Source organism: Rhizobium sp. S163, assembly GCF_030380805.1.
Classification (GTDB): Bacteria; Pseudomonadota; Alphaproteobacteria; order Rhizobiales; family Rhizobiaceae; genus Rhizobium.
This window is the reverse complement of the sequence record NZ_JAUDSA010000036.1, coordinates 237,497-259,291: the sequence shown is the minus strand read 5'-3', so window position 1 is coordinate 259,291 and position 21,795 is coordinate 237,497. Positions and strand designations below refer to the sequence as shown.

21 protein-coding genes and 1 pseudogene are annotated in these 21,795 nt (G+C 62.8%); 12 read left to right on the top strand and 10 right to left on the bottom strand.

Translation table 11 applies throughout. From position 1 onward, the window contains the following. Nucleotides 1-96: 96 nt before the first annotated feature. The gene (locus tag QTL96_RS26325; protein ID WP_289729789.1) at nt 97-1,014 is read right to left on the bottom strand and encodes a LysR substrate-binding domain-containing protein; all 918 of its coding nucleotides are present in this window, start codon (nt 1,012-1,014) and stop codon (nt 97-99) included. Between the two features lie 106 nt (nt 1,015-1,120). Between QTL96_RS26325 and QTL96_RS26320 the strand changes: the two genes are divergently transcribed. Both QTL96_RS26320 and QTL96_RS26315 read left to right on the top strand, forming a co-directional pair. Then, complete coding sequence (locus tag QTL96_RS26320; RefSeq protein WP_289729788.1) at nt 1,121-1,540, top strand: tautomerase family protein; 420 nt, start codon at nt 1,121-1,123, stop codon at nt 1,538-1,540. Further along, the gene (locus QTL96_RS26315) at nt 1,537-2,088 is read left to right on the top strand and encodes a DUF4865 family protein (RefSeq protein WP_289729787.1); all 552 of its coding nucleotides are present in this window, start codon (nt 1,537-1,539) and stop codon (nt 2,086-2,088) included. Before QTL96_RS26320 ends, QTL96_RS26315 begins: the two co-directional genes overlap by 4 nt. 39 nt (nt 2,089-2,127) lie before the next feature. Here the strand turns inward: QTL96_RS26315 and QTL96_RS26310 are convergent. From QTL96_RS26310 to QTL96_RS26300, 3 genes and pseudogenes are all read right to left on the bottom strand, one after another. Next, a pseudogene (locus tag QTL96_RS26310) lies at nt 2,128-2,289 on the bottom strand (riboflavin biosynthesis protein RibD); the annotation flags it as partial. Nucleotides 2,290-2,396: 107 nt separating this feature from the next. After that, on the bottom strand, nt 2,397-3,836 hold the full coding sequence (pyk, locus tag QTL96_RS26305) for a pyruvate kinase (protein WP_289729786.1): 1,440 nt from the start codon (nt 3,834-3,836) through the stop codon (nt 2,397-2,399). Next, nucleotides 3,836-4,321 carry a DUF1036 domain-containing protein gene (locus QTL96_RS26300; RefSeq protein ID WP_111563360.1) on the bottom strand — a complete coding sequence of 162 codons (486 nt, stop codon included), beginning with the start codon at nt 4,319-4,321 and terminating at the stop codon, nt 3,836-3,838. The genes pyk and QTL96_RS26300 overlap by 1 nt, the downstream gene beginning before the upstream one ends. A gap of 243 nt (nt 4,322-4,564) precedes the next feature. On the opposite strand from QTL96_RS26300, the gene QTL96_RS26295 reads away from it, so the two are divergent. The 3 genes from QTL96_RS26295 to QTL96_RS26285 all read left to right on the top strand — a co-directional run bounded on the left by QTL96_RS26295 (nt 4,565) and on the right by QTL96_RS26285 (nt 6,028). Continuing rightward, a complete protein-coding gene (locus QTL96_RS26295) occupies nt 4,565-5,353 on the top strand; it encodes an N-formylglutamate amidohydrolase (RefSeq protein WP_289729855.1) in 789 nt (262 codons plus the stop codon). 15 nt (nt 5,354-5,368) lie between these two features. Next, on the top strand, nt 5,369-5,674 hold the full coding sequence (locus tag QTL96_RS26290) for a DUF1244 domain-containing protein (RefSeq protein ID WP_289729785.1): 306 nt from the start codon (nt 5,369-5,371) through the stop codon (nt 5,672-5,674). Nucleotides 5,675-5,764: 90 nt separating this feature from the next. Beyond that, entirely contained in the window at nt 5,765-6,028 is a 264-nt protein-coding gene (locus tag QTL96_RS26285; RefSeq protein WP_018899724.1) for a DUF2312 domain-containing protein, read from the top strand. Nucleotides 6,029-6,107: 79 nt separating this feature from the next. Here QTL96_RS26285 and QTL96_RS26280 read toward each other — a convergent pair whose 3' ends face one another. After that, complete coding sequence (locus QTL96_RS26280; RefSeq protein ID WP_289729784.1) at nt 6,108-7,544, bottom strand: NAD-dependent succinate-semialdehyde dehydrogenase; 1,437 nt, start codon at nt 7,542-7,544, stop codon at nt 6,108-6,110. A 262-nt stretch (nt 7,545-7,806) separates the two neighbouring features. Between QTL96_RS26280 and QTL96_RS26275 the strand changes: the two genes are divergently transcribed. Together QTL96_RS26275 and QTL96_RS26270 are read left to right on the top strand one after the other, a co-directional pair. After that, the gene (locus QTL96_RS26275; protein ID WP_289729783.1) at nt 7,807-8,919 is read left to right on the top strand and encodes an NAD(P)/FAD-dependent oxidoreductase; all 1,113 of its coding nucleotides are present in this window, start codon (nt 7,807-7,809) and stop codon (nt 8,917-8,919) included. 102 nt (nt 8,920-9,021) lie between these two features. Next, the gene (locus tag QTL96_RS26270; protein ID WP_112981603.1) at nt 9,022-9,216 is read left to right on the top strand and encodes a hypothetical protein; all 195 of its coding nucleotides are present in this window, start codon (nt 9,022-9,024) and stop codon (nt 9,214-9,216) included. A gap of 15 nt (nt 9,217-9,231) precedes the next feature. Here the strand turns inward: QTL96_RS26270 and QTL96_RS26265 are convergent, their stop codons facing one another. The 3 genes from QTL96_RS26265 to QTL96_RS26255 form a co-directional block, all read right to left on the bottom strand. After that, nucleotides 9,232-9,999 carry a pyrroline-5-carboxylate reductase gene (locus tag QTL96_RS26265; RefSeq protein WP_289729782.1) on the bottom strand — a complete coding sequence of 256 codons (768 nt, stop codon included), beginning with the start codon at nt 9,997-9,999 and terminating at the stop codon, nt 9,232-9,234. 93 nt (nt 10,000-10,092) lie between these two features. Beyond that, complete coding sequence (locus tag QTL96_RS26260) at nt 10,093-12,009, bottom strand: DUF882 domain-containing protein (RefSeq protein ID WP_037111523.1); 1,917 nt, start codon at nt 12,007-12,009, stop codon at nt 10,093-10,095. Between the two features lie 180 nt (nt 12,010-12,189). Further along, entirely contained in the window at nt 12,190-13,743 is a 1,554-nt protein-coding gene (locus QTL96_RS26255) for a sigma-54 dependent transcriptional regulator (protein WP_111563367.1), read from the bottom strand. A gap of 209 nt (nt 13,744-13,952) precedes the next feature. Between QTL96_RS26255 and QTL96_RS26250 the strand changes: the two genes are divergently transcribed. From QTL96_RS26250 to QTL96_RS26240, 3 genes are all read left to right on the top strand, one after another. After that, entirely contained in the window at nt 13,953-15,806 is a 1,854-nt protein-coding gene (locus tag QTL96_RS26250; protein ID WP_289729781.1) for a M3 family oligoendopeptidase, read from the top strand. Nucleotides 15,807-16,142: 336 nt separating this feature from the next. Continuing rightward, nucleotides 16,143-17,309, top strand: a complete 1,167-nt coding sequence (locus QTL96_RS26245; protein WP_289729780.1) for an aminodeoxychorismate synthase component I — start codon at nt 16,143-16,145, stop codon at nt 17,307-17,309. 2 nt (nt 17,310-17,311) lie between these two features. Then, nucleotides 17,312-17,938: an aminotransferase class IV family protein gene (locus tag QTL96_RS26240; protein ID WP_289729779.1), complete on the top strand. Its 627-nt coding sequence runs from the start codon at nt 17,312-17,314 to the stop codon at nt 17,936-17,938. Here QTL96_RS26240 and QTL96_RS26235 read toward each other — a convergent pair. Together QTL96_RS26235 and QTL96_RS26230 are read right to left on the bottom strand one after the other, a co-directional pair. Then, nucleotides 17,935-18,840, bottom strand: coding sequence for a sensor domain-containing diguanylate cyclase (locus QTL96_RS26235; protein ID WP_289729778.1), 906 nt, complete (start codon nt 18,838-18,840; stop codon nt 17,935-17,937). The two genes, QTL96_RS26240 and QTL96_RS26235, sit on opposite strands and share 4 nt — an antisense overlap. Nucleotides 18,841-19,016: 176 nt before the next feature. Further along, a complete protein-coding gene (locus tag QTL96_RS26230; protein WP_289729777.1) occupies nt 19,017-19,208 on the bottom strand; it encodes a hypothetical protein in 192 nt (63 codons plus the stop codon). Nucleotides 19,209-19,265: 57 nt separating this feature from the next. Between QTL96_RS26230 and QTL96_RS26225 the strand changes: the two genes are divergently transcribed. Together QTL96_RS26225 and QTL96_RS26220 are read left to right on the top strand one after the other, a co-directional pair. Further along, nucleotides 19,266-20,138, top strand: coding sequence for a DUF3445 domain-containing protein (locus QTL96_RS26225; RefSeq protein ID WP_289729776.1), 873 nt, complete (start codon nt 19,266-19,268; stop codon nt 20,136-20,138). 137 nt (nt 20,139-20,275) lie between these two features. Then, nucleotides 20,276-21,727 carry a homospermidine synthase gene (locus QTL96_RS26220; protein ID WP_112981595.1) on the top strand — a complete coding sequence of 484 codons (1,452 nt, stop codon included), beginning with the start codon at nt 20,276-20,278 and terminating at the stop codon, nt 21,725-21,727. The last annotated feature ends 68 nt before the right edge of the window (nt 21,728-21,795 follow it).

Here is a 21,795-nt window from a genome sequence, read left to right as displayed (position 1 = left end):
GCAGGGCAGAGGGGGGTATCCCACCCGCCAAGCCAGCGATAATGCGCTCACCAACTCCTCCAGCCGCACCACACCGCAACCACCTTAACCACGCCCTTACCGCACCACCCCACCAACGGGCCTTTCAACCTCGCCAAGCACATCCGAAACCGACTGCCGCACCAACCCCGCGAGCCTCGCCACCGCCGGCGCGCTCTCCGCCTCTGCCCGGTGCAGCACCAGACCAAGCCCCGGCAATTCAGGCAGCGCCAATTCTTCCGCCATAAGCGGCCGCACCTTCGCGGGCAGGCCGACCGGCGTGCGAAGGGTGATCCCGAGCCCCGCCGCCGTCGCCGCCCACAGGCCGCCGAGGCTGGGGCTGACGAAGGCGAGCCGCCAGGAAATCCCCGCCGCATCCAGCGCCTTGGTCGCAGCGCTCCGCATCAGGCAGGGCGCCTCGAGTGCCGCGAGCGGCAGCGGTTCCCCGCTCTCGCGGCCCCACCCTGACGACACTGAGGCCGAGCCGATCCAGCGCATCGGCACCTCGCCGATCCGGTCGCAATGCGGCGTCAGCGTCCCGTCGCTCCAGGCAAGGGCGAGGTCGAGCTTGCCCGACGTCACCCGCTCGATCAGCTCGACGTTGCGCACCACCCGCGCCTCGACCCGCACCTTCGGATGCGCCCGCGCGAAACGGCCGAGCACATCAGGGAGCAACGTCTCGCCGAAATCCTCCTGCAGCCCAAGCCGCACCCAGCCCTCCAGCTCGACGCTGTGCACGGCCGCCGCCGCCTCGTCGTTCAGCTCCAGCAGTCGGCGGGCATAGCCGAGCATGGTTTCGCCGGCATCGGTCAGCGCCAGCCCGCGGCCGGATTTGCGGAAGATCGGCGTGCCCGCCTGCTCCTCCAGCTTCTTCAGTTGCGCGCTCACAGCCGAGGTCGAGCGCCCCAGCCGGTCGGCGGCGCGCGCGAAATTGCCGAGCTCCATGCCGGTCACGAAGGTTCTGAGAACGTCGAGGTCGAAGATCGTCCGGCGCATTTAATAGTCCATATTTTCAGGATCGATGATCCATTATATTCTGATTTTCTGCATTATCGTGCAGTGCGATCCTCTTCCTGTCAACATCAGAGAAAAGGAGGCAAACATGCCCTTCACTCGTATCTCGCTTCTGAAAGGCAAGTCGCCGGATTATCTCGCGGCTCTCTCCGAGAGCCTCCACCGCGCCATGGTGGAAACCTTCAACGTGCCGCCGGCCGATCGCTTTCACATCATCCACCAGCACGATCGGGGCCAACTGATCTTCGACCGCAACTATCTCGCCGGCCCACGCTCCGACGATTTCGTGCTGATCGCCATCACCGCCGGCAAGCCGCGCACGGCGGAAGCGCGCACCGCCTTCTTCAAGCGCGCGGTCGAACTGCTCGGCCAGTCGCCGGGGCTGCGGCCTGAGGATGTGATGATCGTCGTCAACACCACGGCGCCGGACGAATGGTCCTTCGGCAATGGCGGGCAGCAAATGCTGGAGCCCGGCTGGGAAATCCGCGCAATGGAGACCGCGCCATGATCGCCATGCAATACGCTTTCACCCTGCCCGCCGATTACGACATGGCGATCATCGACCGCCGCATCCACGACAAGGGCCCGATGACCGACGGTTTCCCCAAGCTCGGCTTCAAGGCCTACCTCACGGCACGCAAGGGCGAGCTTGGCGCGACGGACAATCTCTACGCGCCCTTCTATTTCTGGCGGCATGCAGAAGGCGCGAGCGACTTCCTTTGCGGCCCCGGTTTTGAGGCCGTCAGCCAATCCTTCGGCCGGCCGCAGGTGGCGACGTGGATTGTCTGGCATGGCGATGTGGCGCCGGATGTGGCCGAGGCGCGCTTCGCGACACGCGAGATATTGCCGCTGGGCGCGGACGTTTCGCTCGCATCGGTTCGCGAGAGCGAAACTGCCCTTGGCAGTGAGCTGTTGGATCAGCCCGGCGTGCTCGCATCCGTTGCGGCATTCGATCCCTTGGGATGGACGATGGTGCGCTTCGTGCTGCACGCGGACGCGCCTGCTGTGTCGCCATCGACGCGGATCTATCGCGTCGGTCACGTGTCGTTGCCGTGACGGTCGATCGCGTTTCCTCGGAGAAATGCTGATCGAGCAGTCAGTGAGTGGGATACCCCCCTCTGCCCTGCCGGGCATCTCCCCCACAGGTGGGGAGATTGGCTGGGCGCGGCCGCTCGTTCCACTCTTATTGTTTGGCGGAGACCGTAGTCACGAGTCGATCTCCCCCCTTGTGGGGGAGATGCCCGGCAGGGCAGAGGGGGTATCCCACCCACCCACCAACCCCGCGATCCACCACAACCCATCAACAAAAAACCCGCCACCTCCAGGAGGCAGCGGGTTCTCAACTCAATCAAACCAAATCCGGATCAAAACCCGCTCTGGCCGTCCGAACCGATATAGGCGATGCGCAGCATGTTCGTCGCACCAGGTGTCCCGAGCGGCACGCCGGCCGAGATGATGATGCGGTCGCCCGGCTTGCCGAAGCCTTCGTCGGCGACGATGCGGCAGGCGCGGTTGACCATGTCGTCGAGGTCGGTCGCGTCATGGGTGACCACACAGTGCAGGCCCCAGACGATGGCGAGGCGGCGTGCGGTCTGGATAACAGGCGACAGCGCCAGGATCGGCACCTGCGGACGCTCGCGCGAGGCGCGCAGGCCCGTCGTGCCCGAAGAGGTGTAGCAGACGATGGCCGACAGGCGCAGCGTTTCGGCGATCTGGCGGGCAGCCAGCGAAATCGCATCGGCGCCGGTGGCTTCCGCCTGGGCGCGCTGGGCGTAGATGATTCCAGGATAGTGCGGCTCGCGCTCGATGGTGCTGGCGATCGACGCCATCGTCGAGACGGCTTCAACCGGATAATCGCCGGACGCGGATTCAGCAGAGAGCATGACGGCGTCGGCGCCTTCGAAGACGGCGGTCGCGACGTCAGAGACTTCAGCGCGGGTCGGTACCGGCGCGGAGATCATCGATTCCAGCATCTGCGTGGCGACGACGACAGGCTTGCCCGAACGACGGCAGGCACGGATCAGCTGCTTCTGGATGCCGGGAACCGCTTCGAGCGGCATTTCCACACCGAGGTCGCCACGGGCAACCATCAGCGCGTCTGAAAGCTCGATGATCTCTTCGATCCGTTCGATTGCCTGCGGCTTTTCGATCTTCGCCATCAGGCCAACGCGACCGCGCGCGATCTTGCGCACTTCGACCAGATCTTCCGGACGCTGCACGAAGGAGAGCGCAACCCAGTCGACGTCATCAGTTGCGAGAACCGCATCAAGGTCGGCGCGGTCCTTGTCGGTCAGGACGCCGGCGGTGAGGATCGTGTCGGGAAGGCTCACGCCCTTGCGGTCGGAAATCCGGGTGCCCGAAACAACCGTCGTGACGATGCTCTTGCCGTCGCACTTTTCAGCGCGCAGCGCCAGCTTGCCGTCGTCGATCAGCAGGCGGTCGCCCGGCTTCACGGCTTCGAGAATTTCGGGGTGCGGCAGGAACACGCGGTTCTTGTCGCCAGGGGTGTCGTTGTTGTCGAGCGTGAACGTGTCGCCCGGCTTCAGGTCGACCTTGACGTCGGCGAACTTGCCGACGCGCAGCTTCGGACCCTGAAGGTCGGCGAGAATGCCGATCGGCCGGCCGCTGCGCGCCTCGACGGCGCGGATGCGCTGGATCAGCGTGCGCATCGTGTCATGGCTCGCATGGCTCATGTTGATGCGGAAAACGTCGGCACCGGCCTGGTGCAGCTTCTCGATCATCGCTTCTTCGGACGAGGCGGGTCCGAGCGTTGCGAGGATTTTTACTTTGCGGTTACGCTTCATCAGTTCGGACTTTCCTGGGTGCCTGGGGTATCGGAAAGTTGAACCATCCAGCTGCCCTGGCGGCCCGTGTCATATTCCTTGAACCCCATCTTCTGATAGCCACGGGCGTAGCAATCATTGACGCCCGTGATCTTGAATTCGTTCTCCGCCACGCACATCTGCACGTCGCCCGTCCATCGTCCTCCCCGGGCGGCGTCTTCGGCGTAGAGGTAGTAGTAGCGAGACTGAAGCTCTCCCTCGATCAGTGTCGCGCAGGTCGTTGCCGGGACCTGCCACCAGCCCTCCGTCATCCAGCCGTCCTTGGCCCGGTATCCGATCGCCACGCCGACTAGATTCTGCGTACCGTTGCAGACGCGGAAATCAGCGCGCGCCACATCGGCAATGAAGAACGGCGAGAACGCCGCGAGAACAAAAAGAGCAAAACGGGCAAGCGGCCCGGAACGCGTAAGGAAACATGGCGCGGTCTGGATCAACACGACTTCCAATTGGCTCCCGGTTATTCGTTGTCGTGCCTTCTTGCGCTGCCTCCCGGCGAAAGTCAACGCAATGCTAATCGATTATATTTCTGACATCAAACAAGAGGCGCACTCGCCGCCACAAGGATCGCGCGGAGATTGCCAGGCTGGCACGAAGTGATTGCCAGGTGTTTGATCACGTGGCGCGCTTGAACCCTTCCCCTGCCCGTGCGATCAGAGACACGCTTGCAACAGTCAACGGCATTGTCCTCGATGAACGACTTCCAATCCTTCGAAATTCTAGGCGGACATCATGACAGGGGTATGGTGCTCCTGGGTGACCATGCGATGAACCGCCTGCCGGAACGCTATGGCAGCCTGGGCCTGCCCGAGAGCGCCTTTGCCCGGCATATCGCCTATGACATCGGCATCGAGGGACTGACGCGGGCGCTGTCTGAAAAGCTCGGTGTGCCCGCCGTGCTCGGCGGCTTTTCTCGCCTGCTGATCGACCCGAACCGGGGCGAGGACGACCCGACGCTGATCATGAAGATCTCCGACGGCGCCATCATTCCAGGCAATCACCCGATCACCCGGGAAGAGTGGAACGGCCGCATCACCAATTTTCACCGCCCCTATCACAATGCCGTCAGCGAGACGATTGCGAAGGTCGCCGCCGCCACCGGCAAGGCGCCGCTGGTCCTCTCGCTGCATTCTTTCACGCCCGCCTGGAAAAACGTGCCGCGCCCATGGCACGCCGCCGTGTTGTGGGATAGCGACCACCGCGCCGTCGCCCCGCTTCTTGACTTGCTGCGCGCCGATCCCGATTTGGTGATCGGCGACAACGAGCCCTATGATGGCGCACTGAAGGGTGACACCATGTACCAGCATTGCATGGTCACAGGCATCCCGCATGCGCTGCTGGAGGTTCGCCAGGACCTGATCGGCGACGCGGCAGGCATCGCCGCCTGGGCCGACCGGCTCGCGCCGATCTTCGCGACCATGAACGCCGACCCCGCCCTGCATCGATTCCAGGTGCACGTCTCGCGCACCGGCCCATACTGAAAAGAGGAGAGCGACATGACCACGCTCAGCAAGCAACAGCAGACCGAATTCGAGGCAGCCGCCTTCCGCCGCCTCGTCGCGCACTTACGCGAACGCACCGACGTGCAGAACATCGACATGATGAATCTGGCCGGCTTCTGCCGCAACTGCCTGTCCAACTGGTACAAGAACGCAGCCGATGCCGATGGCGTCGAATTGACGAAGGACGAAGCCCGCGAGATCGTCTACGGCATGCCCTTCGACGAGTGGAAAAGCCGCTACCAGAGTGAAGCGACGCCCCAACAAAAAGCCGCATTCGAAAGCAACAACCCGCACAAATGAGCCCCGGCTCTGTCGAATAGGCTTGACCCCGGCTGATCTTCACGGCAGTCAACGCCATCCGAATTTTTATCCCCCTAGCAGGAGAACACGATGTCTGATGCCCACGGCGTTGCCCGCGACCAGCTTCGCGCTTTCATCGAGCGCATTGAACGGTTGGAAGAAGAAAAGAAGACCATCGCCGACGATATCAAGGACGTCTACGGCGAAGCCAAGGGAACCGGCTTCGACACCAAGATCCTGAAAAAGGTCATCGCGCTGCGCAAGAAGGACGAGCAGGAACGTCTCGAGGAAGAAGCGATCCTCGACACCTATCTCGCCGCGCTCGGCATGATCGAAGGTCCGGCGGAAGCCTAATTTTCGTTTACGATCGAACCAAACAAGAAAGCCGCCGGGTCGCCCCGGCGGCTTTCTTTTTGTCTCTCTGTCCCGGCGATCAGCCGAGCTGTGTGACGTAGCGCACGTCGAGATAGGCGTTGATCGCTTCCGAGCCGCCTTCCGTACCATAGCCCGAATCCTTGATGCCGCCGAACGGCACTTCCGGTAGGGCAAGGCCGTTGTGGTTGATCGACAGCATGCCGGCTTCAACGCGGCGGCCAAGCGCCTGCGCGGTGGCGCTGGAGCTGGTGAAAGCGAAGGAGGCCAGGCCGAACGGCAGGCGGTTCGCTTCGGTGATCGCGTCATCGAGCGTGGAGAAGCGGTTGATGATGGCGAGCGGGCCGAAGGGCTCTTCGTTCATCACGCGCGCCGAAAGCGGCACGTTGGCGAGAACCGTCGGCTCGAAGAAATTGCCGGTATTGCCGATGCGGCGGCCGCCGGTCTTGAGCTCTGCGCCCTTCGAGACGGCATCGTTGATCAGCTCTTCGAGAGCCGGGATGCGGCGCTCGTTGGCGAGCGGGCCCATCTCGACGCCTGCGTCCAGGCCGTTGCCGACCTTGACCGCCTGGGCGGCCTTCACAAAACCGTCGGTGAACTGGTCCATCACGCCGTCCTGCACGAGGAAGCGCGTCGGCGCGACGCAGACCTGGCCGGCATTGCGGAACTTCGAGCCGGCCATGATCGACACGGCCTGATCGACATTGGCGTCATCGAACACCATGACCGGGGCGTGACCGCCAAGCTCCATGGTCGCCCGCTTCATGTGCAGGCCGGCCAGCGCCGCCAGCTGCTTGCCGACAGGCGTCGAGCCGGTGAACGAGATCTTGCGGATGACGGGGTGCGAGATCAGATATTCGGAGATCTCGGCCGGAATGCCGTAGACGAGGTTGACGACGCCATTGGGAATGCCGGCATCGGCGAAGACGCGGATCAGCTCGGCCGGCGATGCCGGGGTTTCCTCGGGCGCCTTGACGATGATCGAGCAGCCGGCGGCGATAGCGGCCGAAAGCTTGCGCACCACCTGGTTGATCGGGAAGTTCCACGGCGTAAACGCGGCGACCGGGCCGACCGGCGACTTGATCGCCAGCTGCGTGACATTCGGCGCGCGCGAAGGAATGACCTGACCATAGGTGCGGCGCGCTTCTTCGGCGAACCAGTCGATGACGTCGGCGGCGCCGGCGAGTTCAACGAGCGACTGCGCCAGCGGCTTGCCCTGCTCGCGCGTCATCATCCAGGCGATGGTTTCCTTGCGCTCGCGCAACAGGTCGGCGGCGCGGCGCATCATCTTCGAGCGGTCGAAGGGCGAGGTATCGCGCCAGACGCGGAAGCCCTTGTCGGCTGCGGCGAGTGCGGCGTCGAGATCCTCGCGGGAGGCATGCGGAATGGTGCCGATGGTCTCACCCGTGGCCGGGTCGGTGACGGGCAGCGTCTTGCCGGAGGCGGCATTCTTCCATTCGCCGTCGATGAACAGCTTCACATCGGGATAGGTCTGCATGATTATTCCTTGTCGTCTTCATCAAATCAATTTGTCGGACAGCGAACGGCGCGCCGGGCGCGCGCTCCGCACATGCCCCATATAGGCCGAACGGATGCTGTTTCTCAGAGACTGCGACGTTATAAACCGAAATGGGCCTGTGTCTCCCCCCAATCGGTCATGCCACTTATGCCAAAAGCGCTACGCCGAAAGCCCTAGGATTGCGGGACTTTGATCGCCCCGCCGATTGCGGTAGTGATCGGGGTGTTGCAGGAGGATTGGAATGGATGAGGTCGGCTGCATCATCGCCGGTGCCGGCGTAATCGGGCTGGCGATCGCGCGCGAAGCGGCGATGCGCGGTCTGGAGACGCTCGTCATCGAGGCCAACCCGATGATCGGCATGGAAACAAGCTCGCGCAATTCCGAAGTCATCCACGCCGGCATCTATTACCCGCCCGGATCGCTGAAGGCGCGGCTCTGCATCGAAGGGCGCGGGCGGCTCTATCGCTACGCCGAAGACCGGCGAATCCCTCACGCACGCTGCAGCAAGTTCATCGTCGCGACCAGCCCGGCGCAGGTCGAGAAACTGGAAGCGATCCGCATCAAGGCGGCCGAATGCGGCGTCGATGATCTGGTGCTGATCTCCGGCGAGGAAGCGATGGCCCGCGAGCCGGCGCTGAACTGCGTCGCCGCCCTCGTCTCGCCCTCGACCGGCATCATCGACAGCCATGCGCTGATGCTCGCCTTGCGAGGGGATGCCGAGGAGAACGGCGCCTTCATCGCCCTCAACACCGAGATCATATCAGGCGAGGCCGCCGACAACTGCTTCGTCCTGCGCACCCGCGACAAGACGAGCGGCGAGGAATACGACGTGGCCTCGCGCCACTTCATCAACGCAGCCGGCCTGCACGCCAACGATCTCGCCCGCCTCGTCTCGGGCTTCGATCACGCCACAGTGCCCAAGCTCCATCTTGCCAAGGGCAACTATTTCGCCGCCCCGACGCGCAACGTCTTCTCGCGGCTGATCTATCCGGTGCCGGAGGATGGCGGCCTCGGCGTGCACCTGACCATGGACCTTGGCGGCTCGATCCGCTTCGGCCCCGATGTCGAGTGGATCGACACGATCGACTACGAGGTCGATCCGACGCGCTGCGAGCGCTTCTACGACGAGATTCGCCGCTACTGGCCCGGCCTCCCCGACAACTGCCTGCAGCCCGCCTATAGCGGCATCCGCCCCAAACTCTCCGGCCCCGGCCAGCCCGCCGCCGACTTCGCCATTCACGGCCCCTCAGTCCATGGCGTCAGCGGCATGGTGCATCTCTACGGCATCGAGAGCCCGGGGCTCACCTCGTCGCTTGCGCTCGCCGAACACGTCATGTCTGAAATCGCCGGCTGAAAGGTGGCGTACAACGCCCGTCTCCAACCTTCGGATAGTGGCTTCATCGCGCAATTCGCGGTAGATTACACAGTCAGAGGAGCAACTTGCGGAGCGCATTTCGTGAAAACGATCACCGACAAGGAACTGGCCGAGCGCCTGCGCCAGGCGCTTGATATTCTCGACAACAGCATGCCCTCAAGCAAACGCGCGCTCAACATCTACGAGATGGTGATCCGGGTGCTCGATACCGGCGCGCGCGTGCTCGAGGACGAGCAGTTTCGCACGACCGCCAACGACAATCCCGGCAAGCCCTGAACCGGGCGTGACGCCCTACCCCTTGATCCGCGCCAGCACGCGATCGAGCGCCGCGATCAGCGCGCCGCTTCCGCCCTTGTGGTCGAAGTCCTCGAACACCTGCTCGTTCAAACCGCCCTTGGTGGAGAACTCTTCCTTGAGTTCGGTGAGCGGCGTGTCGCCATGCTTCACCGCTTCCTGCGCGAGGCTGAGGAACAGCGGCGCCAGATAGGCCCGCGCCTTGTCCGCAGGCATTCCCTGATCGGCGAGCCAGCCGGTGGTGCGGTCGAGGATGCCGAAATAGGTGGCCATCAGCGCGCTTGCGGCCGCCAGCAGATCATACTCCGCGCGCGTCTCGCAGGCGACAGCACTTCCCAGCGCCGAAAAGATCGCGGCGACCGTTTCATTCTCAGGATAGATCGCCGTCACACCGGCGCGCTCGGCGACGAAGGGCAGCGGAATGGCCTGGGTAATCGTAACAGACGCATCGATCCAGTCCTCGAGCTTCGCCCGGTCGGTCGCGGCTATAACGCTGACGACGCTCTGCCCGGCGCGAAAACGCAAGCCCTTGATTACGTCCTCTGCGATCTGCGGCCGGATCGCCAGGAACAGGATATCGGCGGCATCGACCACGGCCTGGTTGTCGGCGCCGATCTCGACCAGCGGCGACGATGCGGCAAGGCGCGCCGCGATCTCGCCATTGCGCGGCGAGACGGTGATCCGCGACAGATCAAGCGACGAGCCGAGCATCCCCTTGACCATGGCCTCGGTGATCGCCCCGGTACCCACGAACCCAATCCTCATCACCGCTCTCCGTTACTTGCGCGCATCCAACGCCACCAACAAAAAACCGCCGGATCGCTCCGACGGTTCTGATTGTCTGATCTGGAAGATCGCTCAGTTCGATTCGAACTTGCGCACTTCCATGAAGTTGACCGCCGTGCCGCTGAAGCGGCCCGTGTCGATCGACGCCGTCTTGGTGAAGCCCTCGGCATAGACCGCCTTCGGCTGTGCGCGCAGCGTCTGGCTGACGAAACGCGGTGCCTTGACCGGCTTGGTGACCATTTCCATGCGCGCATTGCTGAGCGCCCACTGCGAGATGATCTTTTGCGTCAGCTTCGGCTCGGTGGTCACAGTCGCGCGGCTGGCATCAGCCTCGGCGGCTTCATGCTTGGTCGGCCGGCCACCCTTCGAGGGCAGGCTCTGAGCCGCACTCGGCTCGATTGCCGGCTTCGGCACATCGAACGCATCGCCGAAGCTTGCCGACTTGGTCGCGGGCGCAAGCGCTGCCAGCTGGACGGGCGGCTTTTCGGCCGGAACCTTTTGTGGCATCGCTGCGTTTATAGCCTGTTCGACGCTCGATACCGGCGGCTGGTTGGCTGCAAGCTGGCCGTGATTGGCAGTGTTCTGCTGGTTGAGAGCATCGGCAACTGCTGGAGAAAGCGTACCCTGCTGATCTGCCTCATCGACACCGGCTTCCGGATCGGCATTCGCCGCCGCCAGAAGCTTTTCTGCCAGAGCCGGACGCTCAGCCGGCGTAGGCACGGCCGCGAGATTCCCCGTCATCGCGGCAGCCGGATCGGCTGAAGCGACTTCCGCGTCTCCCGGAGAACGACGTGCGCCGAGGAGCGAAGGCACCGGAACGCTATACGCGCTGAGATCCGCATAGCCCTGCTGACCCTGATCGGTCACAGCGGCAAGAGCATCCTGCGCGGCATTACCCGATTGCGGAGCGACAAGGGCGCTGGCCACTTCGCTGCCGCCAGGCTGATTTGCGAACGCCGGCCGCACCTGCGGGATCGGTGCGTTAACGCTTGCGACTTCAGTCTGCTGCGAAGCTTCTGCCTGAGCCGGGGCACCCTGGCTCGGATCAGCTGCGTTCGGCATATCGGCGGCCTTCGGCGGCGTTGCCTTGGCAACGGCCACTGCTGGCGTGCTGTCGTCGGAGTTATCCTCTTCCTCGTCCGCGCCACCGCCAAACAGGGCTGCAAACAAGGTCTTCGGCTTCTTGCGCTCTTCGCTGGCCGAGCCGGTATAGGCGCCGGAGCTTGCCATCTGCACCGAGCTGTCGCTCACGCGACGCTTGTAATCGGCGACCGCCTGCTCATAACCCGGCAGCGGCTTGCCGTCGGCCGGGATGTGCATCGTGTTGCCGTTCGGGAAGAGACGGACGAGTTCGTCGCGGTTCATGCGCGGCCATGCGCGAACGCCGCCGACATCCATGTGCACGAAGGGCGAACCGGATTTCGGATAGAAACCGACGCCGCCGACCTGCATTTTCATGCCGATCGCGCGCAAAGTCGCCAGTTTTACGTCAGGAATGAAGAAGTCCATCGCCTTGCCGAGCATGTGCTGGCTCTTCTCGGCGACACCGGAATTGCGCGAGCGGCTCTTCAGCATGGCATTGGTGCCCGGCGAACGGAAACCGCAGACGACGTTGATGTAATCCTTGGAACCGCTCTGGCGGTAGACTTCCCAGATCAGGTCGAAGAGGCGCGGGTCCATCTTCGTCGGCTGGTTCTTGCGCCAGTCGCGAAGGAAGCGGTTCAGCTGCTCGAGACCCTTGGGGTCGAACCTGCCGTTGCGCTTATAGGTGATGACAGCCTTCTCACCCGTGTGAATGAAGTAAAGCTTGAGACTACGCGTTTCGCCCGCCGCTTGCGACGGCGTACTGGAGCCGACGAGCACCGGGGACGAAACTGCAACTGCGAGAAGGGCGGCCATAGCCGTCCTTGTCACCTTTCCGCAAAGGTCTGCGCACCTGTTGCGCCATGTCGGGCGCGAAGGCTTCGTATTCCAATTCAGATCCGGCAAACTCAATCCCCGTCAGACAGCCGATGGTCCCTCAATCTGACCCTTGACTGTGAAATGCGGTCACACGATGGCAAAAATGCCACACATGATCAACCTTTTCTTTACATAGTGAACAGGCCACTAACAAGTGGTTTATGATTGGTAACAAAAGATGATTGCCGGAATCTTAACTGAAACACCCTATGCAGCGTCCTTTTGCGGGTTGTCCGGGTCGATCCCGTAGTCCTTCAACTTTCTGTAAAGCGTCGAGCGACCGATGCCCAGCTTGCGCGCAACCTGGCTCATCTGGCCACGATAGAATTTGAGCGCGAATCGGATCAGCTCTTCTTCGACATCCGCTAGCTTGCGCACGTCACCGGACGGATTAGTGCTCGAAATCGCGTTGTCGGGTGCGTCGTTGATGCGCGCCGCGACGTTATCCGCCACCGTCTGCGAGACACCGAACTCGGCAGCGGCGATCTCGCCGAGGCGAACATTGCTGCTGTTATCGGCAACCAGCGCCAGGTGATCGACCACGTCGTATTCCGGAAGCTGCGCCGCGATCTGCGGGAAGTCTGCTTCCGTCAGCTCCGGACCATCGGCCAGAACCACGGCACGGAAGATCGCGTTCTCGAGCTGCCGGATGTTGCCCGGCCAGTCGTAAGCGGTGAGGAGCGCCAGCGCGCCGGCATTGACCGTCATCCGGTTGCCGTTCTTCTGCTCGCTCGAGAAGCGCTCCGTGAACACCCGCACCAGATGCGGAATGTCTTCCTTGCGCTTGCGCAGCGCCGGGATGGTGATGGGGAACACGTTGAGGCGATAGTAGAGATCTTCACGGAAATGCCCGTTCTTGACCTCTTCGATCAGATCCTTGTTGGTCGCCGAGATCAGACGGACATTGACCTTGTGCGCGGTGCGCGCGCCGACGGTCTCGATCTCGCCCTGCTGCACGGCGCGCAACAGCTTCACCTGCACGTCGAGCGGCAGGTCGCCGATCTCGTCGAGGAAGATGGTGCCGCCATCGGCTTCCATGAACTTGCCGACATGCCGTTCCGTGGCGCCCGTAAAGGCACCCTTCTCATGGCCGAAGAGAATGCTCTCGACCAGATTGTGCGGAATGGCGCCACAGTTGACGGTGACGAAAGGCTTGCCGGAGCGGTCGCTGCCGGACTGGATGGCGCGAGCCACCAGCTCCTTGCCGACGCCGGATTCACCTTCGAGCACGACGGGAATGTTGGATTGCGCGGCGCGCTGGGCGAGATCCAGCACGCGGATCATCGCCGGGCTTGCCGACACGATATCGTCGAAGCCGACGGCACCGGAGCGCGAACGCCGTCCGGCGCGTGCCTTGACCTCGCGTTGATCGAGCTTCAGCGCATTGGCGATCGAATTGGAAATCCGCTCCGGCGAGACGGGCTTGACGACGAAATCGAAGGCACCGGCGCGCATCGCCTGCACCACCGTCTCGATCCCGCCCTGCCCGGTCTGAACGATCACGGGAATTTGCGTACCGAAGGCATGGATCGCCTCAAGAAACTCGAGGCCCGTCATCTCGGGCATCATCAGGTCGAGAACGATGACGTTGTAGAGGCCACCGGCCCTCTTCACCATCTCAAGACCGATCCGGCCATTCTCTGCCTGGTGGACGACGTGTCCGTGACGCTCGATGGCGTTCTTCAGCAGTCTGCGCTGTACTGGATCGTCTTCGACGACAAGTATCTGCGCTGCACCCTTGTGCTCGTTGTAACCGGTCATTGCTGCCTCACTTCATGCGAAACCTTGAATGGCAATGTCGCAGAAAGGCTTGAACATCCAGTTTTGAGAAATAATCGCATTTTAACGTTTGTGACGAAGGCGGATTCGCCTCGAAACGACGCTCCTGCGCGACGAAAAGCCCCTTGATGCCAAGGCTTTGGGCGCTTAGACAGTCAGACCTGTCGTAAAATAGGAAGAGGATCCCGCTTATGAAAAACCCGCTCTTCGGCGCCGAATACAACTTTTCGGTAAGCAATGCCGGTTCCGCGAAGGCGATCGAACTCGGCGACCTCCCGACCTGGAAGCTTCAGGACCTCTATCCTTCCGCCACCTCCGACGCCTTCAAGGCCGACATGGCGAAGGCCGAAAAGGATTCTCTTGCCTTCGAAGCCAAGTGGAAGGGCAAGCTCTCGGACGCCGCGAACAAGAAGGGCGCAGACGGCATCGGCCAGGCGCTGAAGGAATATGAAGCGCTCGACGACATCATCGGCCGCCTCGGCTCGTTCGCCGGCCTCACCTATTTCTCCGACACGTCGAGCCCGGCCAACGGCAAGCTTTACGGCGACGTGCAGGCGAAGATCACCGATTTCTCCGGCCACCTGCTGTTCTTCACGCTCGAGCTCAACCGCATCGACGACGCCGTGATCGACGCCTGCATGGCCAACGACCCCGATGCCGGCCACTACCGCCCTTGGCTGGTCGATCTGCGCAAGGACAAGCCCTACCAGCTCGACGATAAGCTGGAGCAGCTCTTCCTCGAGAAGTCGATGACTTCTGCCGCCGCCTTCAACCGCCTGTTCGACGAGACCATGGCCGAGCTGCACTTCGAGGTGGATGGCGAGATGCTGTCGATCGAGGTGACGCTGAACATGCTGCAGGACCGCGACCCTGAAGTGCGCCGCAAGGGCGCCATGGCGCTCGCTAAGACCTTCAAGGACAATCTGCGCATCTTCACGCTGATCACCAACACGCTCGCCAAGGACAAGGACATTTCCGACCGCTGGCGCGGCTTCGAGGACATCGCCGATTCAAGACACCTCGCCAACCGCGTCGAGCGCGAAGTGGTCGATGCGCTGGCAGCCGCCGTCCGCGACGCCTATCCGCGTCTGTCGCACCGCTATTACACGATGAAGGCGAAGTGGCTCGGAATGGATCAGATGGAGTTCTGGGACCGCAACGCGCCGCTTCCGGAAACCTCCAATGCCGTCATCTCCTGGACCGAGGCCAAGGACACGGTGCTCTCCGCCTACGGCAATTTCGCCCCCGAGATGGCCGCGATCGCCAAGCGCTTCTTCGATGAGGAATGGATCGACGCGCCGGTTCGCCCCGGCAAGGCGCCGGGCGCCTTCGCGCACCCGACTGTTCCCTCCGCCCATCCCTACGTGCTCGTCAACTATCTCGGCAAGCCGCGCGACGTGATGACGCTCGCCCATGAGCTCGGCCACGGCGTGCACCAGGTGCTGGCCGGCGACCAGGGCGCGCTGATGTGCCAGACGCCGCTGACGCTTGCCGAAACCGCCTCCGTCTTCGGCGAAATGCTGACCTTCCGCGCCCTTCTCGACAAGACCAAGGACAAGCGCGAGCGCAAGGCCATGCTTGCCCAGAAGGTCGAGGACATGATCAACACGGTCGTGCGCCAGATCGCCTTCTACGAATTCGAGCGCAAGGTTCACACCGCGCGCAAGGAAGGCGAGCTGACGGCCGAGCAGATCGGCGAATTGTGGCTGTCCGTCCAGGCCGAAAGCCTCGGCCCGGCGATCAAGATCTCCGAGGGCTACGAGACCTACTGGACCTACATCCCCCACTTCATCCACTCGCCCTTCTACGTCTACGCTTATGCCTTCGGCGACTGCCTGGTAAACTCGCTCTACGCCGTCTACCAGAAGGCGGATCAGGGCTTCCAGGACAAGTATTTCGAACTCCTGAAGGCGGGCGGCACCAAGCATCACTCCGAACTCCTCAAGCCCTTCGGCCTCGACGCCACCGATCCGTCGTTCTGGAGCAAGGGTTTGTCGATGATCGAGGGGCTGATCGACGAGCTGGAAGCGCTAGATAAGGGCTGAGGTGGATAAAAGCGCCAGTAGCGCGCTTCTACGGACACAAGAGAGGGGCGTTACGCCGCCACAGGTCTCTTCTCCCCGACGGGGAGAAGTGCCGGAGCGTAGCGAGGCGATGAGGGGGCGGAGCGCAAGCGACGCCTTGAGCGAATGCACCAAGATGACTGATAGACCGCCCAGCAGCCCCTCACTCTCCCTCATTCCTGTGCTTGTCACAGGAATCCAGCCACGGCGCGTCCGCGCCGTGAGAAAACTCTTTCTTCGCGTTATGGCATCTCCCATGCCCAAGGACTTGGGCATGCTGGATTCCTGTGACAAGCACAGGAATGAGGGAGCATCCTGATGGCCGCCCCCCACATCCTCTTCCGCGACGACACATCCGGCCAGGTCATGCTCTTTGCCGACCCGGCCGAGATCATCGTCGCCCACACCCGCGCCGAGGTCTTTACAGGCCTTGCCCGCATGGAGGAGGCGAAAAAGTCCGGCAAGTGGCTCGCCGGCTACATCGCTTATGAAGCAGGCCACCTCTTCGAAGACAAGCTCGCCGATTTCGCCATCGAGAACCGCGAAACCCCGCTGCTGTGCTTCGGCATCTTCGACCACCCGCAACCGGACGACCACTCGCTCGCCCAGCCCACGCAGCGCCTCGAAAACGAAGAGTTCCTGACGGCGCCGAAAGCCGCATGGGACTTCGCGACCTACAAGAACCGCTTCGACCGCCTGCACCACCACCTCATGCAGGGCGATTGCTACCAGGCAAACCTCACCATGCCGATTACGGCCCGCTGGTCCGGCGATGTCAGTGCCGCCTTCTGGTCGCTAATCGAACGACAGCCGGTGAAATACGGCGCGCTGGTCGATCTCGGCGGCCCTGTGATCCTGTCGCGCTCGCCGGAGCTCTTCTTCCGCACAGACGAGGAAGGCTGGATCGAGACGCATCCGATGAAGGGGACGGCAAGACGCGGCGCTACCCCCGCCGAGGACGAGGCGATCAAGCAAGCCATGCTCGCCGACATCAAGACGCAGGCCGAAAACCGCATGATCGTCGACCTCCTGCGCAACGATATCTCGCGCATCACTGAGGTCGGCACGCTCGACGTCCCCAAACTCTTCGACATCGAGACTTATCCCACGGTGCACCAGATGGTGAGCCACGTGCAGGCAAAGCTCCTGCCCGAGCTCGAAATCCGCGACATCCTCGCCGCCCTCTTCCCCTGCGGCTCGATAACAGGCGCGCCGAAGATCAGCGCCATGACGATCCTGCACGAGTTGGAAGATGGCCCGCGCGACGTCTATTGCGGCGCCATCGGCATGATCGCACCCTCGGGCGCCATGCGCTTCTCCGTCGCCATCCGCACGCTCACCCTCTTTGATGACGGCCGCGCCGTCTTCAATGTCGGCGGCGGCATCGTCATCGATTCCACGGCGCAAGCCGAATATGAGGAGTGCCTCTTGAAGGCCCGCTTCGCCATCGGCGACCAGCCGATCGCAGGAACGGGGAGCGTCTGACCATGGCCGATTTCTCGCTGATCGAAACCCTGCGCTACGAGCCCGACACCGGCTTCATCCGCCTGCGCCTGCATCTCGCCCGCCTCACCCGCTCCGCCCGCCGCATCGGCTTTCCCCAGCCGGTGGGTGCGCTCGAAAGATTGCAGCAAGCCGTCGCCGGCGCCACCACGCCCCAGCGCGTCCGGCTGACCCTAGATGAGAACGCGAATATCGACGTCACCACCGCCCCCTTCACGCCGCTCGCGCCCGACACCATCTGGACCATCCGCATCGCCGATCAGCGGCTCGACTCCGCCGACAAGCTGCTCCGCATCAAGACCACGCGCCGCTCCGTCTACGAGGCCGCGCGCGCCGAATATACCTCTGCAGACGCCGACGAAGTGCTGATGCTGAACGAGCGCGACGAGGCCTGCGAGGGCACGATCACCTCGATCTTCCTCGACGACGGCTCGGGCCTGCTGCGCACGCCGCCGATCTCCTGCGGCCTGCTCGCGGGCGTGCTGCGCACAGAGCTGATCTGCCAACGCAAAGCCCGCGTCGGCCACATCACCCGCGATGATCTGAAGACCGGAAAGCTCTACGTCGGCAATTCGCTGCGCGGGTTGATCCCGGCAAAGATCGTGCTTTAAGCAACGATCCGCAACCGATCCCGCCCGCCCTGCTTGGCATGATAGAGCGCCTCGTCGGCCCGCGCATAAAGCTCGCGCGCGGTATCGCCCGGGTGCAGTTCCGCAAGCCCGGCCGAGCAGGTGTAGGAGAAACTCGGCGCATTCTGAATCGGCCGCGCGCCGCGCACCGTCGTCAAAATCCGCTCGATGATCAGCTCACCTTGCGCCAGGGTCGTATCCGGCAGGATCAGCATGAATTCCTCCCCACCGATCCGCCCGAAACTGTCGCGCCGGCGCACGAGGGGATGCACCCGCCGGGCGAAATCGACCAGCACGTCGTCGCCTGTCTGATGGCCGTAGAGATCGTTGATGCGCTTGAAAAAATCGAGGTCGATGATGCAGATGCAGCCTCCCATGGGCCGCGGCGCGGCATGCCCGTTGGCGAGACTGTCGAGCGCCGCCATCATGAAGCGGCGGTTGGAGACGCTGGTGAGCTCGTCCGTCTGTGAGGCCTTCAGCGCGAAGTCGCGATCCTGCCTGACATCCCGCTCGCTGGCCTTCAGATGCGTGATGTCGCTGGCGATGCAGAGCATCCAGCCGTCCTTCTGAACGGTCTCCGTCATCCACAGCCAGCGCCCATCGACCACATCCGTCTCGAAGGCGCGAAACGGCAGCTTGCCGCGCCGCGATTGCGCCGAGACCAGCCAGGTCTCGAAATCGGAGGTTCGGATGATTGTGCCCTTGCCGCTGCGCGTATTGCGCCGCATCAAGTCGGCCCATAGCGGGCATTCCTCGGGCTCCAAGGCAAAGGTCGTGCGAAAGGCCGGGTTTGCATAGCGCAGACGATCGTCCTGATCATAAAGCGCGATCAGGACGGAACTGTCCTCCTGCAATTCCGCAAGCCGCTCCGATATCTGGTTCATCCGATGGTTCCGGGGCGTGGATATAAGATGATTCGCAGTTTGACGCAGAAATCTGAAAAGAAGATGGATGGTTTCGGCGCAATTGCACTATTTGGTTGTTCCGGAATGCGACGCCTTGGTTCACGAGGGAGGATGCCGGGCTGGAGGTTTTGGAAGGAGAAGGAAACGCCAGAGCGCTAGCCCTGAGGCTTTTGATCTCTGCGTGATCGAGGCGCTTTCCGGATATCGACCTCTGGCGGCGGAAGTTCGTTCTCGGTTCCCCAGGACGACAACCAGGCACACATCGCCTCGTTGGAAATGAACTCACCGCGATCGGCGGCCAAGATTGCGGCGTCGATAGATGCCGCCAGTTCGTCGTCATCAGCCATCGCCCGGCCTCTCGTCACCTATTGCCAGCAGGCTAGCAAATCGGCACTTTGCTGACAATGACGCCACCGACCTACACGCCCTATGACGGCTCGGCCAAGCCCTTCACCATCGGCCTGATGCCGCTCGATCCCGACCGCTGGATCGAGCCCGATGCCGATTGGGACCGCTATGTCGGCGAAAAGCGTGCGCTGGTCGAGAGCACTCGCGACGACGTCTTCGTCGCCGAAGCCGACACATTGGACGCACAGCAGGAATCGCTCGACCTGCTTCGACAACACCTGCGCGAGCGCCACCCCAACCTCTGTGCCGACTTCCCAGACACTGGCAGCGATCTCCCGCCGCTGCTCCGCGCCGGCCTGATGATCCAGGACGACCTCGTCATCATGCGCCGCAAGGAAGACGACTGGCATCTCGTGGCCGGCTTCGTCGCCTTCCCCTCCTCGTGGTCGCTGCGCGAAAAATTCGGCCGGCCGATGCATCAGATCCATGCGGATGTGCCGGGCTTCGGCGAGGGCACGCGCAACGCCACCCTCATCCACCGCATCTTCGACAATCTGCAGGTTTCTCAACCGGTCGAGCGGCTGAACTGGTCGGTCAACACGTCGAGCGATCTCTTCCTGCCGCTCTCCAAGCACCGCCGCCCGCCGCAGGCCGAGCCGTTCACGCTGGCCGATCGCTTCGCCCGCGTCGAGCGCCAGACGCTGCGCAAGCTCCCGCGGTCTGGCGATATCCTCTTCACGATCCGCGTCTACGTCGATCCGATCTCCGCTATTGCCCATCACCCGCAGGCGCAAAGCCTGGCGGCAAGCTTCGCCGCGCAGCTCGAAAGCCTCGACGAGCACCAGGCGGCCTACAAGGGACTGAGCCTGCAGAAGCGGGAACTGGCGGCGAAATTGCACGCGCTTGCAAGCAATGATCGCTTCACCTGATATTTACATTCCCGGCCGGAACGCTCTTTATTGTGACGTGATTTTGTGATTAGAGCCGGTCACCTAGCGGTATTTGAACGATTTCAAATGAATTCTTAGAGGCTTCTCGCCTTCGTCGCCTTCCATAGGAGAAAAGAATGACGGAACAGAACCACCCGGTATATGCCGAAATTACCGGCCCGATCGTCATGATCGGCTTTGGCTCCATTGGCCGCGGCACGCTGCCCCTGATCGAGCGCCACTTCAAGTTCGACAAGAGCCGGATGGTCGTCATCGACCCGCGTGAAGAGCCCTCCGACATGGAGATCCTCAAGCAGCACGGCGTCCGTCACATCAAGGAATATGTGACCAAGGACAACTACAAGGACCTGCTGAAGCCGCTTCTGACCGAAGGCGAAGGCCAGGGCTTCTGCGTCAACCTCTCGGTTGATACCGGCTCGCTGGACCTGATGAAGCTCTGCCGCAAGCTCGACGTTCTCTACATCGACACCGTCGTCGAGCCGTGGCTCGGCTTCTACTTCGACAAGTCCATGAAGAACGCCGACCGCACCAACTATGCGCTGCGCGAAACCGTTCGCAAGGAAAAGGCCAAGAACCCTGGTGGCGCCACCGCCGTTTCCACCTGCGGCGCAAACCCGGGCATGGTTTCCTGGTTCGTCAAGCAGGCGCTGGTCAACCTCGCAAACGACACCGGCCTGAAGTTCGACGAGCCGGATCAGCATGACCGCGAAGGCTGGGCCAAGCTGATGAAGAAGCTCGGCGTCAAGGGCGTCCACATCGCTGAGCGCGACACGCAGCTCACCAAGAACCCGAAGCCGCTCAACGTCTTCTGGAATACCTGGTCCGTCGAAGGCTTCATTTCCGAAGGCCTGCAGCCGGCCGAACTCGGCTGGGGCACCCACGAAAACTGGATGCCGAAGAACGCCAAGAAGCACAAGAAGGGCTGCCAGGCCGCCATCTACCTCGAGCAGCCGGGCGCCAACACCCGCGTTCGCACCTGGTGCCCGACGCCCGGCCCGCAGTACGGCTTCCTCGTCACCCACAACGAGTCCATCTCGATCGCCGATTACTTCACGGTGCGCGACAAGGACGGCGAAGTGACCTTCCGCCCGACCTGCCACTACGCCTATCATCCGGCCAACGACGCCGTTCTGTCGCTGCATGAGATGTTCGGCAACGGCGGCACCGCGCAGCCGGTTCACCACGTTCTCGACGAGCATGAACTCGTAGACGGCGTCGACGAACTCGGCGTGCTGCTCTACGGCCACGAGAAGAACGCCTACTGGTTCGGCTCGCGCCTGTCGCTCGAAGAGACCCGCCGCATCGCGCCTTACCAGAACGCCACGGGCCTGCAGGTCACCTCGGCGGTTCTGGCCGGCATGGTCTACGCGCTTGAAAATCCGAAGGCCGGCATCGTCGAAGCCGACGAGATCGACTACAAGCGCTGCCTCGAAGTACAGCTGCCCTACCTCGGCCCGGTCGAAGGTCACTACACCGACTGGACCCCGCTCGATGGCCGCCCGGGCCTCTTCCCCGAGGACATCGACACCAAGGATCCTTGGCAGTTCAAGAACATCCTCGTTCGCTGATAGAAACGAGACCGAGATCACCAGATGCCCGCCGCAAGGCGGGCATTTTTGTAACGCCTGCTGTATAA